Raw genomic sequence first — 14,580 nt, 5'->3', positions numbered from 1 at the left:
GCTCAGGCGAGCATGCCCCGCCACACGACGTCGAACGCCGCCCGCAGCCGGTCCTGGGTCCGCGCGTCGTCGAACCGGTCGCCGCGCACCACGACCTGGTAGTACGCCGTCCCGGCGATCGCGTCGAAGCAGGCGGCCACGTCCAGGTCCGCGCGCAGCACACCCTGGTCCACGCCCGCCTGCAGCGCCCGCTCCAGGGGCACCCGCCGCCGGGCGACGTGCGACGACCAGTACGCCTGCTGCAGCGCGCGGTCGGCCATGACCAGCCGGATGCGCTGCCGGAACCGTGCCTCGGAGTACCCGACGGCCGCGACCGCCGCCGCGCCGTCCGCGGCGCCGAACATCGCGGCGTAGACGGCGGTGCGCAGGTCGCCCCCCAGCGGGACGTCGGGCGGGACGGTGCGGCCGACGTCGAGGGCCGCGGCGATCAGCGAGGTCAGCGACGGCCAGCGCCGGTAGAGCGCGGCCCGGCTGACGCCGCTGCGGGCCACGACCCGGGCGACGGTGACCTCCTGCTCGGCGTCGATCAGCGCGAGGGTCGCCGCGATGATCTGCCCGTCGAGGTCCTCGTCGCGGGGCCGGCCGGGAGCACGACGGGTCGCGCTCCCGGCCGGGTCGGTCACCGTCGTCATGCGGCGAGCGCCCGCGCCCGCAGCCGGGCGATCGTGTCCGCGCCGAGGCCGGCGGCGCGCAGGGCCGCGAGCGGGTCGCCGTCCTCGGTGCGCAACCGGTCGAGCAGGAGGCGCATCGACACGTCCATCGACCCCTCGAGCAGCCCGGAGGTGCTCGCGGCGCCGTCCGGCAGGTCGAGCGCCGCGAACATCGCGCCCATCAGCGGGCGGCCGCGCTCCAGGATCGCGGCCATGTTCGGCCCGGTGCGCGCGTAGTCGGTGACGATCACGTCGTCGTCGGCGCCGAGCGCCAGCAGGAGCACCGCGGCGAGCACGCCCGTGCGGTCCCGGCCGGCCGCGCAGTGGAACGCGGTCGCCCCCGGTGCGTGGGCGATGACGTTGAGCGCGGTGACGAGCTGCGGCGCGGCGTGCCGCACCATCCCGACGTACATCTCGCCCATCGTCCGGTGGTTGAGCGTCAGGCCGTCCCCGGGGACGGCGTCGCCGACGTGCGCGATCAGCGGCAGGTGGTGGTAGGCCACCGGGTGCCCGGCCAGCGGCCCGCGGCCCGTGAGCGCCACCTCGGCGGGGGAGCGCAGGTCGATGACGGCGGTCAGGCCGTCGCGGACCAGCACGGCCGCGTCCTCCGGCGTGACGGTGGACAGGTCGTCGCTGCGCAGTGCGAACCCGGGGCGGACGACCCCGCCCTCGACCGGCGTGCCACCCAGGTCCCGCAGGTTCACCGGGGGGCTCAGGGTGAGCTCGATGGTGGTGGTCGTCATGTGATCCTCCTCCGGATCAGGGCGCTGCCCTGGTCGATCACCGTGACCAGCACGATGATGCAGATGATGATGGCGCTGAGGTGGCCGTAGTCGTACATGCGCATCGCCGTGGTCAGCTCCAGGCCGATGCCGCCCGCGCCGACCAGGCCGAGGATGGTCGCGCCGCGCACGTTCCCCTCGAACAGCAGGAGCGTGTAGGAGACGAGCAGCGGCGCGGCCTGCGGCAGGACGCCGTACTGGATGACCTGCCGCTTCGAGGCCCCGACGGCCTGCATGGCGACGATCGGGCCGCGGTCCACGGACTCCATCGCCTCGGCGAAGATCTTGCCGATGGAGCCGAGCGACCCGAGGGTCATCGCGAGGATGCCCGCGAACGGCCCGAGCCCCACGGCGGAGACGAACATCAGCGCGAACACGAGGTCGGGCACCGAGCGGATGATGTTCATGACCCAGCGCGCCGGGTAGTACAGCCAGCGCGGGGCGATGGTGGACGCCGCGGCGAACGCGACCAGCAGGGACAGCCCGGCGCCGAGCACCGTGCCCACGATCGCCATCTGCAGCGTCTCCACCAGCAGCTCGACGATCACGCCGAACTTGGTGAAGCTCGGCGGGAACAGGCGGGACAGGAACTCGCCCATGTTCACGGTGCCCGCGCCGAGCTTGACGAAGTTGAACTCCGCGCCGCCCATCGACCAGAGCAGGACGACGAGCGCGATCGGCAGCCCGACCAGGAACCGGGCCCGCGGGACGGAGAACGCGCGCTCCAGCCGGGCCCGCTCACCCGGCGGGAGCGCGGGCGGGGCGGTGCGGCGGGCCGGGGCCTCAGAGGTCGTGGTCATCGCCGTCCTCCTCCTCGTAGAGCCCGGCGAGCGCGTCGGCGTCGAGCCGGTCGGTCGGGGCGGAGACGAGCACCCGGCCCTGCTTCAGCCCGACGACGCGGTCGCCGTGCTCCAGCGCGAGGTGCAGGACGTGCAGGCTCACCAGCACCGGGATGCCGTCCTCGGTCGCGATCTGTCGGAGCAGCCGCAGCACGGAGCCCGCCAGCTTCGGGTCGAGCGACGCCACGGGCTCGTCGGCGAGGATCAGCTTCGGCTGCTGCATGAGCGCCCGCGCGATGGCGACGCGCTGCTGCTGGCCGCCCGACAGGGACCGGGCCGGCTCCTTCGCCTTGTGCGCGATGCCCACCCGGTCGAGCAGCTGCATGGCCCGGACCCGGTGCGCGCTGGAGAAGCCGCCGACCAGGTTCACCGGGCCGGCCTCGTGCAGGGCACCGGTGAGCACGTTGGTCAGCACGCTCAGGCGCGGGATCAGGTGGAACTGCTGGAACACCTGACCCACGTCCGACCGCAGCGTCCGCAGCCCGCCCCGGGGCAGGTTCATGACGTCGTGCCCGGCGACCCGCACCGAGCCGCGGGTGACCGGCACGAACCCGGTCAGGCTCCGCATCAGCGTCGACTTGCCCGAACCGGACGACCCGAGCAGCGCGACCATCTCGCCGGGTCGCAGGTCCAGGTCCACCCCGTCCAGGACGACGTGCTCGTCGTAGGCGACCCGCAGGTCCCGGACGGTGACCAGCGGGAGCGCCGGCTGCACGGTCGCGGCGGGCACGGTGGTGCCCGCAGCCGCGAGGCTCACTCGAGGTCCTCGAGCTCGACGCCGGCGACCGCCGCGATCTCGGCGAACGACGCGAAGGCGCTCGGCTCCGGCGCGATGGTCACGTCCAGGCCGGCGAACGAGCTGTACGCGCCCAGCGCCTCGGCGTTCTCCGCGGAGAACACCTTCGGCAGCGCCTCCTGGAGCAGGGTGCGGGTCTCGTCGTCGAGCGACTGGCGCGCCAGCACCGTGCCCATGATGTCCATCGCGGGGCTCTCGCCGACCGCACGCCACTCGCCCTCGGCGAACGGGAACATCGGTGCCCCCATCTCGGTCAGGACGAACGCCGTGCAGGCCGCATCGACCTGGCCCTGCTGCAGGGCGGCGAAGCTGCCCTCGTGCCCGCCGGCGAAGATCGCCTCGTAGTCGGTGCCCTGCTCCAGGCCCTCCTCGTGCAGCATGTACACCGGCATGAAGTAGCCCGAGCTCGACGCCTGGTCGGCGAACGCGACGGTCGTGCCCTCGAGGTCCGCGACCGTCTGGATCGGGGAGTCGTCGAGCACCACGCAGGTGGACACGGGCTCGTCGCTGCCCTCCCACGCCAGCAGCGCGTCCACCTCGCCGGTGTTGACCGCCAGCGCGGACGGGAAGCCGCTCATGATGCCGATGTCGACGTGGTCGGCCCGGATCGCCTCGACGACGCTGAGGTAGTCGGGGACGTCGGTGACCTCGACCTCGCGGCCGGTCTCCGCCTCGAGCAGCTCGACGAGCGCCTCGACCGGGTTGACCTGCGTCGGGTCGTCGGAGACCGGGAGGGTCGCGATGGTGATGGGGGCGTCCGGCGCGCTCGTCGCGTCCGCCGCGTCGGCGGTGGGGGACGAGCAGGCGGACAGGGCGAGTGCGGTGATGCCGAGCATGCCCATCGCGGGGAGCGAGTAGCGGCGCATCGCAGGACCTTTCGGGGGAGTGGGAGTTCCGACAACACGGGTATCCCAACCGCGGAAGGTGACGACGAATTACGAGACCGCCGTACTGCGAACCGAACGCTCGGTGAACACTGGCGGCGGCTGCTCCGCCGGGGTGCGCGAGCCGGGCCGGTGGATCCCCGGGCGCAGCCGGGCGGACCGTGCCGCTGCGAGCAGGTCCCGCAGCCGGGCGTTCTCCGCCTCCAGCTGCTGGACGTCTGCGCGCAGCACCGCCACCCGGTGCTCGGCCCGCGCCAGCCGCCGCCGGACCGCGGCGTCGCGGTCGTCCGCCGGCTCGTGCGGCACGGTCGCCTGCAGCGCGCGGATCCGGGTGGCGAACTCGCGGTGCTGCCGCAGGTAGGCGACGGAGCAGTGCGCGGCGATCGCGATCGACAGGAAGTCGAACGGTCCGCCCTCCCGCTCCGCGAGGTCGAGGGCGGACTCGACGTGGTCGCGCGTGACCTCGGCGCGGTGGCGGGCCAGGCCGATGACGTCGTCGTGCGGGGTGGGGTCGTCGGGGAGCACGGTGCCCACCCTGCTCCTCCCCGCACGTGCCCAGGCGTCCCCTGACCGCCACCCGGGCGCGTGGTGACGGAGCACACCACCCCGCTGCCACGAAGATCCGGCGAAGCAGGGGGGCGAACGTCCCGCTCGGGTCCCGGGATCGCGCCCGGGACGACGGGTGACCGCTGCGGCCGCTTGCCTCGGCCAACATCACCCGAATGGCCCCTGCCCTGCGGGAACGCGCGCACCCTAGGTTCCTCACAGATCACGCACAGGCCCCTCAGAAGCGCCGGTCGTCGGTCGCGGCAGGGGTGCTCGCTCGTGCCGTCGTCATGCCCACGACCCGGTGGTCGGGGCATCGCAGGGGGAGCTTGCCGGTGCGGCGTCCGATCTCAGCAGCTGGGTGTGCCGTCCTCACGGCATCCCTCCTCGTCTCCGTGGCGGTGCCCGCAGGTGCCGCACCCGAGGCGGCATCCGACACGCCGGCCGTCGACTGCTCGGCGACCACCGCCGACCAGACGTGGGCCACCACGATCGCGGTCGCCTGCGGTCACGACGTGGAGGTCGTGTCGGAGCGCACGGAGTGGAACACGGTCTACGCGCAGCCCGACGGGACCATGCGCCTCGACGTCTCGGCACTGGCCGTGCGCACGCAGGTCGAGGGCAGCTGGGGCGAGGTCGACACCGAGGTGGTCGCGGGTGAGAGCGGGCTGACGGTCGCTGCGCCCGTTCGCCCTATGGTCTTCAGCGACGGGACCGACGGGATGCCGCTGGCGCGCATCGAGCGGGACGGCCACGAGCTGACGTTCGACGTGCCGTTCGCCCTGCCGACGCCCACCACGGACGGCGACCAGATCACCTACGACGAGGTGCTGCCGGGTGTCGACCTGGTCGTCACGGTGAACGACGACGCCACCGGGTTCTCCGAGGTGCTCCGGGTCGAGACGCCCGAAGCAGCGGCGGACCCCCGGCTGGCGGAGCTAAGCTTCCCGGTCGAGACCTCCGACGGCCTCGAGCTGCAGGAGGACGCCGGCGGGTTCCTCGCTGTCGACGAGGCGGGCGAGCAGATGTTCACCAGCCCGGTCCCGGTGATGTGGGACTCCCGGCAGGAGCTGGACTCGCCGACGTTCCGCGCGTCGGCCGACGCTCTCGTCCTCGCGATGCCGTCGTTCGGGCCGGACGACGTGGCGGGTGCCGACCCGGTCGAGCTCGACCGCGAGCCGTCGATGGGCAGCCAGCGCAGCGTCATGCCGGCCACCGTGGGACCGGACGTCGTCTCGATCACCCCGGACCCCGCGATGCTGACCGACGACGAGACCGTCTGGCCCGTCTACATCGACCCCGCCATCAGCGGGTCGCTCAACGACTGGACCGCCGTGCGAGACGTCTTCGGGCAGTCGTACCGGTTCGCGAACGACGAGGGCGTCGGCCGCTGCGACCGCGCGGTGTCGTCCACCTGCACCGCGACCTTCGCCAGCCGCATCATGTACAAGTTCGGCGGTCTGGCCGCGATCGGCGCCATGGAGCCGGGGCACATCACCGGCGCGACGTTCGCCGCGGTCGGTACGCACTCGTACGACTGCACCCCACGGCCGGTGACTGCCTACCGCGTGGACAACTGGAACTCGTCCTCGCCGTGGCCCGGCAGCACCAACTGGTTCCCTCAGCAGACGCTCGTCGTGGCGACCAAGTCCACCTGCGCCGGCAGCCCGGTGCGCTGGTTGGAGTTCTCCGCGCTCGAGGCCGGCCGCGCCGTCGCGAACGCCAACTCGAACCAGCTGACGATGGGCATCGCGGTCGACGAGGGCAGCATGGCGCACTGGAAGCGGTTCCGGAACGACGCCGGGCTCTCGATCTCCTACAACCGGCCGCCCAACCTGCCCACGGACGTGAAGTTCACGTCGCCCGGTGGTTTTCCCTGCGTGACCGGCGCCGGACGCCCCGCGGCGAGGTCCACGCAGCCGGTCCTCTACGCGGTTCAGAGCGACGCGGACGGCGAGGCCGTCCAGGCGAACATCGACGTGTACAAGGCGGGGACGAGCACCCCGATCCTCTGGCACGCCCGCCCGGCCGCGCAGGCCTCGGGACTCGGACAGTCGGTCCGCCTCGGCGGGATGGCCCACGGGGGTATCTACCGCGTGCAGATCAACGGGGTCGACCCGAGCGTGACCGGTGGGCCGGCTGTGGCCTGCGAGGTCGAGATCGACACCGACCCACCGGTGCCTCCGACAGTGACTCCGGTCGCCGTGGCCGGCCAGCCCCTGTACGAGACCGGGAAGCCCGCCGGCGGCATCGGGGTGAAGGGTTCGTTCACCTTCTCGCCGAGCGGGGAGACCGATGTCGTGTCCTACAAGTACTCGTTCAACAGCTCGGCGTTGAACCTCGCGGCCACCAAGGCGGCCCCGACGGTGTCGTTCACCCCGACGACCAACGCCTCGCAGACGCTGTACGTCCAGTCGGTCGACCGTGCGGGCAACACGAGCACGACCCAGACGTACGTGTTCTCCGTCGCGTTCCCCGAGCAGACCGTCTGGTCCTTCGACGAGACCGGCGGCCAGATCGCGGCCAGCCAGAGCAAGCTGTCGGGGGACACCTCCCCGCTGACGTTCTCGGCGGCGCCGACCCGGATCGGCGGCCCGCTCGCAGAGATCGACTTCGACCCGACCGACCGGGCGCTCCTGCTCGGCGGCACGGCCACCGCCGGGACCGCGACCAAGGTCCCGGTCCAGACCGACCAGAACTTCGCCGTCTCCGCGATCGTGCGGGCGGATGCGGCGACGGGGAACGCGACCGTCCTGAGCCAGGACGGCGCCGCGGCCGCGGCGTTCGACCTCGGGTACCGGACGTGCGCCGACGGCCAGGGCAGCTGCTGGTCGTTCGCGATGAACACGTCCGACACGGCCACGTCCGCCACCGACGCGGTGGTGTCCACGACGCCGGTCGAGGTGGGCCGGTGGATGTTCCTCGCCGGTGTCCATGACGCGGGCGCCGACCAGCTGAGCCTGTACCTCTGCCGTGTCGGTGTCGACTTCGTCGCTCCGGAGGTGCCGGAGACGGCGAAGCACGCGGATGCCTGGTCGGGCACCGGACCGCTCCGGCTCGGGGGCAGCAAGTCCTCGGGTGCCGCCCCGTGGACGGGGGCGGTCAGCGAGGCACGCACGTGGACCGGCGTGATCGATGACGGTGCCGTGCGTCGCGCCTGCACGCCGACCGGCACGCTCTGACACCGAGCACGACACGAGCAGGGGGAGCATCCGATGAGTGGATGGGGTCGAGGGCGACGGAGCATCGCCGGGTCGGTCGTCGCGACGCTGGTGGTGACGCTGGCGCTGGTCGCCCCGGGTGTCGCCCAGGCAGCGACCGACCGGCCGATGTCGGACGCCGACCGGCGTGCGCACGCCGAGGCGGTGGCGCCCGACCTGGACACCACCGACCCGCTGCCGGCGCGCGAGGGCGTGGTCGAGGTCGAGCCGCTGCCCGAGATGCCGCAGGCGGACCTCGGTGCGGTGGCCTGGCCGGAGGTGGACGGCACGACGCTGGCCGACGACGCCACGGCCGCCGAGGGCGACGTGGTGACCCTGGCCTGGGCGGACGGCAGTGCGCCAGAAGGCGCGGCCCTGCCCGACGCCGCACCCGCACCGTCCGCGGAGCCCTCCGCCGCCCCCACGTCCTCGCCGTCGAGCGCACCGGACGCCGAGGCCGAGTCCGAGATCAGCGTCGAGGTCCTCGACCGCGAGGCCGCCGAGGACGCGGGGGTCGAGGGGGTCCTGCTCGACGTGGCCGCTGATGCGCCGCTCGACGGCGCGGCCGTCGACGTCACGGTCGACTACACCGCCTTCGCCGATGCCTTCGGCGGTGACTGGTCGAACCGGCTGCGGCTGGTCGAGCTCCCTGCGTGCGCGCTGACGGACCCGGACGAGGACCGCTGCCGCACCCGTACCCCGGTCGAGTCCACCAACGACCAGGAGGCCGGCACGGTCTCGGCGACCGTCGCGGCGGACGGCGCGCGCGTGATGGCGCTCGCGGCGTCCACGTCCGGCTCCACCGGCAACTGGTCGGCGACGCCGCTCTCCCCGTCGGCGTCCTGGCAGGTGTCCGGGCAGACGGGTGACTTCAGCTGGTCCTACCCCATGCGGGTCCCGCCGGTGTCCGGCGGTCCGCAGCCCGATCTCGCGCTGTCGTACTCGTCCGGCTCGCTCGACGGGCGCGTGGCGTCGACCAACAACCAGACGTCGTGGGTCGGTGACGGCTGGAACCTCGACTCCGGGTACGTCGAGCGCAAGTACCAGTCGTGCTCGGACGACATGGGCGCGAACGCCAACAACGCCGGGCACCGCACCGGTGACCTGTGCTGGTTCAGCGACAACGCGACGCTCGTGTTCGGCGGATCCACCACGGAGCTGGTCAAGGACGCCGCCACCGGCACCTGGCACGCCCAGTCCGACGACGGTTCGCGGGTCGAGCGGCTGACCGGTGGGTGGAACGACGACGACGACGGCGAGTACTGGCGCGTCACGACGACGGACGGCACCCAGTACTACTTCGGCCGGGGCAAGCGCGCCGCGGGCGATCCGCTGGAGCTGAACTCCGCGTGGTCGGTCCCGGTGTTCGGGAACCACCCCGGGGACCCCTGCTACGCCCCCACCTTCGCCGCGTCGTCGTGCACGCAGGCGTGGCGGTGGAACCTCGAGTACGTCGTGGACCCGTCCGGCAACACGCTGACGTACGTCTACGAGAAGGAGACGAACTCCTACGGCCGCAACCTGAACCAGGCCGTCTCGTCCTACGTCCGCGGCGGCTACCTGAGCCGGATCGAGTACGGCCAGCGGGCCGGCAGCGAGGCAGGGTCCACCGCGCCGGCGCGGGTCGAGTTCTCCGTCGCCGAGCGCTGCCTGCCCTCCGGGACGATCACCTGCGACCCCGCCCAGTTGACCGAGGCCAACGCGAAGTCGTGGCCGGACGTCCCGGCGGACCTCATCTGCAGCTCGGGTTCCAGCTGCCCCGAGCAGACCTCCCCGTCCTTCTTCACGCGCAAGCGGCTGGTGACGGTGACGACGCAGGTGCTGGACGGCTCCGCCTACCAGGACGTGGACTCGTGGACCCTGCGTCACACGTTCCCCGACACGGGTGACCGGACCAACGCGGCGCTCTGGCTCGACGGCATCACGCACCGCGGCCTGGTCGGCTCGGCGATCACGCTCCCGGAGGTGACGTTCCGCGGCGCGCAGATGGCGAACCGCGTGGACACGACCGGTGACGCCGGTCCGCCGATGAACCGCTACCGGATCACGGCGATCGGTTCCGAGGCCGGTGGCACCGTCACGATCAACTACGCACCCGCGGACTGCACCTCCGGCAGCCTGCCCGCGTCACCGGAGAGCAACACCCGCCGCTGCTTCCCGGTCACCTGGCAGCCCGAGGGCACCGGTCCCGAGATCCAGGAGTACTTCCACAAGTACGTCGTGGACACGGTCGTCGAGAACCCGAACGACGAGGTGAGCGCGGCCGTCGAGACGGCGTACCGCTACGTCGGCGAGCCGGCCTGGCACTACGACGACAGCCCGTTCTCGCCGCCGGCGCACCGCACGTGGAGCGAGTTCCGCGGCTACGCGACCGTCGACGTGCTCTCGGGTTCCCCGCTCGAGCAGCGCTCTCACGAGCGCACCCGGTACTTCCGCGGGATGGACGGCGACCGGCTCCCGGGCGGGGGCACGCGGCAGGTGTCCGTCGACGGCATCGCCGACACCGAGCGGCTGAACGGATTCGTCCGGGAGGAGATCACGTACAACGGGGTCGACGGTCCGGAGGTCTCCGGTGTCGTGACCACGCCGTGGATCTCCGGGGCGACCGCCGTGTCCGCGGACGGCACCCGGGCCGGCTTCCTGCAGCCGGCGACCGTCGAGTCGCGCACCGCGGCTCCCGCGCTCCCGGGCGGTTCACGCACCACGCGGACCGTCACGTCCTACGACAGCACCTACGGCATGGTCACCCAGGTCGACGACCAGGGTGACGTGTCGACCACTGCGGACGACACCTGCACCCGGGTCGACTACGCCCGGAACACCGCCGCCCACGTGGTGGCGACCGTGCAGCGGAGCGAGACCGTTTCCGTCGCGTGCGGGACGGCTCCGGTCCGGCCGCGCGATGTCATCTCGGACGAGCGGACTGCCTACGACGGCGGTGCGCTCGGCGCCGCGCCGAGCCGCGGCCTGCCGTCGACGACGCAGGAGCTGGCGTCGTACTCCGGCACCACGCCGATCTACGCGACCACCTCCACGACCACCTACGACGCCCTCGGCCGTCCCACCGTGGCCACGGACGCGATGGGACGTGCGTCGACGACCGGATACACGAGCACGGGCGGCGTGGTCAGGTCCACCAGCGTCACGGCGCCCGACCCCGACGGCACCGGCCCGCTCACCGCGGGCGTGACGAAGGCGGAGCTGGAGCCGGCGTGGGGGTCCACCGTGAGGGTCACCGACCCGAACGGCAAGGTCACGTCCTCCACCTTCGACGCGCTCGGGCGCACGACCGCGGTCTGGCACCCCGGCCGCGCGCAGGGCAACGTGAGCGCGCACGTCACCTACGAGTACACGATCTCGAAGACCGCCCCGAACACCGTCACCACCAAGACGCTCGCCGCGGACGGGTCCTACCTGACGAGCGTCGAGCTGTTCGACGGCATGCTGCGTCCCCGGCAGACGCAGTCGCCGTCCGCGGCACGTGACACGCCGGGCCGGATCGTGACGGACACCTACTACGACAGCCGCGGGCAGACCGCGTGGACGCACGACGGATGGTTCACCGACGGTGCCCCGAGCACGAACCTCGTCGTCTCGATCACCGCCGTGCCGTCGCGGACCCGGTACGTCTACGACGGCGTGGGCCGCACCACCGCGGAGATCACCGACGTCGGCGAGCAGGAGCGGTGGCGCACGACCACCACCTACGAGGGCGACCGGGTCTCCGTCGACCCGCCGACCGGCGGGACGCCGCAGACGACCATCACCGACGCCCGCGGCCAGGTCAGGGAGCTGCGCCAGTACCTCGGTGCCGCGCCGACCGGGACGTTCCGCTCCGCGACGTACGGCTACGACAAGGCCGGCAACATGACGTCCGTCAAGGACGCCGTCGGCAACACGTGGACCTACACCTACGACCTGCGCGGCCGGCAGACGTCCGCGAAGGACCCGGACAAGGGCGCCACCACCACGACGTACGACGACGCGGGCCTGGTGCAGACGTCGACCGACGCCCGGGGGACGACGCTCTACTACGTCCGCGACCAGCTCGGCCGGCAGACCGAGCTCCGCGAGACCTCGGCGACGGGCACCCTCCGGGCGAGCTGGGCCTACGACACCCTGCAGAAAAACCAGCTCACGTCGTCGACCCGCTACGTCGGCACCGCCGCTTACGTCACGGCCGTCACCGGGTACGACGAGGCGTCCCGCCCGCTGGGCGCCTCCGTCACGCTGCCCAGCACCGAGGGAGCCCTGGCGGGGACGTACACCACGTCCTACACCTACACCGCTGACGGGCAGGTCGCGACGACCAAGCTCCCGGCCGGCGGCGGGCTCCCGGCGGAGACCGTCACCACGCACTACGACGCGACCTCCCGTCCCGAGTGGATGTCCGGTGGCCTTGGGTGGGGCGTCTACGTCGCCGACAGCACCTACGACGTCTACGGCGAGCTGCTGCGTCAGGACCTCGGCAACACGTACTCGTTCCTCGTCAACTACGTGTACGAGGGCGGTACCCGGCGGCTCCAGAAGACCTGGGTCGAGCGCGAGGGCCAGTCCGGGCCCGACATGGACCTGACGTACACCTACGACCAGATGGGCAACCCGACCTCGGTCGTCGACCGGCCGACGGGCAAGCCCGTCGACGCCCAGTGCTTCGCCTACGACGGCCTGCGCCAGCTCACCTCGGCCTGGACCCCGGCGAGCGCCAACTGCGCGACCGCCAAGTCGGTCGCCGCGCTCGGTGGCCCGGCGCCGTACTGGACGGACTACGCCCTCGACTCGGCGGGCAACCGCACGAGCGAGACGGTGCACGCCGCAGCCGGTGACACGGTGCGGACGTACGCCTACCCCGCGACGGGCGCGGCTCGCCCGCACGCCGTCGCGACGGTCAAGCAGACCGGCGCAGCCGGTGCGGCGACGAGCACCTACGGGTACGACGCCGCCGGCAACACCACCAGCCGGGCGGTCGCGGGTGCGGCCGCGCAGACGCTGAAGTGGGACGCCGAGGGCGAGCTCGAGTCGATCACCCAGGGCACGGCCACGGTCATGTCGTCGATCTACACCGCCGACGGCGACCGGCTCATCCGCCGCCAGGGCGGCGTGACGACGGTCTACCTGCCCGGCGGCCAGGAGCTGAACCTCACGACCGCCACCAAGGTGGTCAAGGGCACCCGGTACTACAGCTTCAACGGCCAGAACGTCGCCATGCGGACCGGGACGGCCGGGTCGACCGTCAGCTCGCTGGTCGCCGACCCGCACCAGACGGCGACGTTGGCGATCGCCAACACGACGAAGACGGTGACGCAGCGACGGACGGACCCGTACGGCAACGCACGCGGTGCGGCCGCGGCGTGGCCGGGTGACCGGGGGTTCCTGAACAAGGTCCAGGACACCAGCGGGCTCACGCAGGTGGGAGCGCGGTACTACGACGCCAAGATCGGTCGGTTCGTGTCGGTGGATCCCGTGTTCGAGACGTCGAGCCCGCAGCAGTGGGGGGCTTACTCGTACGCGGACAACAACCCGGTGTCGTTCTGGGACCCGACTGGCGAGCTCTCTTGGGGAAAGTTCTGGAAGTCGGCGAAGAGCAGGGTCAGCGCGGCCTACAAGTCGACCACTCGGTTCGTGAAGAGGCACCAGGCCGACGTCATCGGGGGCTTGGTACGGGGAGTGGTGTCCACCGCCTGCCGCGGAGGAGATGGTGGGACCGCCTGCGCGCGTCTTGGAGGCGCCCGTGCTCGTGCGGCATCACACCTTTGGCGCGCGAAGGTTCGGCACTCGCAGGCATTCTCGTGGGCCTCGTTGGGGGCTGGGGGCGACGGAGGTGCGCGAACCGGTGGTGGCGTGGCGAACGCTTCTTTCGCCGCACTGAGCGGGAGTACGAGACTGGCCGCAGTCCCTGCGAACGGTGCTGGTGGCGGCGTTCCTGTAGGCCGCGGCGGTGGGTACGGCGGGGGCCAGGCGGCGCGGGGCCTCAGTGGCGGCGGCGGGGGTGGCGGCGGAGCCGCCTCGGGTCGAGGGGCTTCGCCGTCGACGTCAGCACCCGGTCGCGCCCCAGGACCAGATTTCGTAGTTCGGCCGAACGGGGAGACGATTATTGTCCCGAAGGGGGCCACGGGGCCATCGCCGACCAAGAATGGTGATGGGTTCAAGTTCGATGGCGGCTCCGGGGGACACGGTCTGAGTGATGCGGTAAGCGGTGTGCGGATCATGGATCCAAAGAGTGGGCCGGTGTATCAGTATCCGAATGGCTACACCTCGTACTATAAGGAGCTTCCCGGTGGAAGTTCACAGACCCTGAACCCATTTACCGGACAGACGATACAAAAGGGAAATTCGATGTGGCACTGGGTGCTCGAGTGAACGTCAGCGCAATGCTCACGAGAGCGGATAGGCGGACACTGCCCGCGTCGCGGGAAACGGAGCATTTGCTCCATGACGGGATGCTAGAGGGTGCGGCGCTGTTCGACCTCAGGTTCAACGTCGTCGAATGCACGGCGTGGCTGCTCTTTGATTGTAAAGGGGCCCTGCAAATCCGGGGTGGCAACACGGCGGTGGTCGTGCTGCGCGCGGTTCGAGCATTGGAATGGCATACACCCGCGCTCGGGCCCCGCATGTGGCAGCGGGTCGAAGGTTGGGCGACGAACTCGATCTCTGCGAGCGAGCGAGTCTTGACGTTGGCGCTTGAGGTGGGGGACGTCCGCGCTTCTTTCAGTGCTGCTGAGTTCTTTATCGGCGATGTCCCGGGTGGAGATGAGGCCCCGCCCGATTTCGAGGAAGCGTCGGACGAGGAGATGATGGGTTTGCAGAACTGGAGCTCAGAATTCGATTCCGTGAGTGCTTCCTTCTTCGACACCGTCTGACGGGGTCCTCAAGGTGCGGTGCA

At 71.7% G+C, this 14,580-nt stretch carries 9 protein-coding genes; 3 read left to right on the top strand and 6 right to left on the bottom strand.

Annotated features, from left to right (window positions below; all coding sequences use genetic code 11):
• Window positions 1-2: 2 nt before the first annotated feature.
• The 6 genes from AC1050_RS16190 to AC1050_RS16165 form a co-directional block, all read right to left on the bottom strand.
• A complete protein-coding gene (locus AC1050_RS16190) occupies window positions 3-632 on the bottom strand; it encodes a TetR/AcrR family transcriptional regulator (RefSeq protein WP_482388443.1) in 630 nt (209 codons plus the stop codon).
• Window positions 629-1,393 (bottom strand): tyrosine-protein phosphatase, encoded by a 765-nt coding sequence (locus AC1050_RS16185; RefSeq protein ID WP_482388442.1) that lies wholly within the window; start codon window positions 1,391-1,393, stop codon window positions 629-631. Before AC1050_RS16185 ends, AC1050_RS16190 begins: the two co-directional genes overlap by 4 nt.
• Complete coding sequence (phnE, locus tag AC1050_RS16180; protein WP_482388441.1) at window positions 1,390-2,232, bottom strand: phosphonate ABC transporter, permease protein PhnE; 843 nt, start codon at window positions 2,230-2,232, stop codon at window positions 1,390-1,392. Before phnE ends, AC1050_RS16185 begins: the two co-directional genes overlap by 4 nt.
• A complete protein-coding gene (locus tag AC1050_RS16175) occupies window positions 2,216-3,028 on the bottom strand; it encodes a phosphonate ABC transporter ATP-binding protein (protein WP_482388440.1) in 813 nt (270 codons plus the stop codon). Before AC1050_RS16175 ends, phnE begins: the two co-directional genes overlap by 17 nt.
• Complete coding sequence (phnD, locus tag AC1050_RS16170; RefSeq protein WP_482388439.1) at window positions 3,025-3,933, bottom strand: phosphate/phosphite/phosphonate ABC transporter substrate-binding protein; 909 nt, start codon at window positions 3,931-3,933, stop codon at window positions 3,025-3,027. Before phnD ends, AC1050_RS16175 begins: the two co-directional genes overlap by 4 nt.
• Window positions 3,934-4,002: 69 nt before the next feature.
• The gene (locus tag AC1050_RS16165) at window positions 4,003-4,476 is read right to left on the bottom strand and encodes a hypothetical protein (protein ID WP_482388438.1); all 474 of its coding nucleotides are present in this window, start codon (window positions 4,474-4,476) and stop codon (window positions 4,003-4,005) included.
• A gap of 416 nt (window positions 4,477-4,892) precedes the next feature.
• Here AC1050_RS16165 and AC1050_RS16160 point away from each other — a divergent pair, with 416 nt between their 5' ends.
• The 3 genes from AC1050_RS16160 to AC1050_RS16150 are packed head-to-tail and all read left to right on the top strand — an operon-like array spanning window position 4,893 to window position 14,557.
• Window positions 4,893-7,679, top strand: a complete 2,787-nt coding sequence (locus tag AC1050_RS16160; protein ID WP_482388437.1) for a LamG-like jellyroll fold domain-containing protein — start codon at window positions 4,893-4,895, stop codon at window positions 7,677-7,679.
• A gap of 33 nt (window positions 7,680-7,712) precedes the next feature.
• Entirely contained in the window at window positions 7,713-14,057 is a 6,345-nt protein-coding gene (locus tag AC1050_RS16155) for an RHS repeat domain-containing protein (protein WP_482388436.1), read from the top strand.
• A complete protein-coding gene (locus AC1050_RS16150) occupies window positions 14,054-14,557 on the top strand; it encodes a hypothetical protein (protein ID WP_482388435.1) in 504 nt (167 codons plus the stop codon). Before AC1050_RS16155 ends, AC1050_RS16150 begins: the two co-directional genes overlap by 4 nt.
• Window positions 14,558-14,580: the final 23 nt, after the last annotated feature.

It is taken from the genome of Cellulomonas sp. NEAU-ZC6 (assembly GCF_056844425.1).
This window is presented reverse-complemented; position numbering and strand designations above follow the sequence as displayed.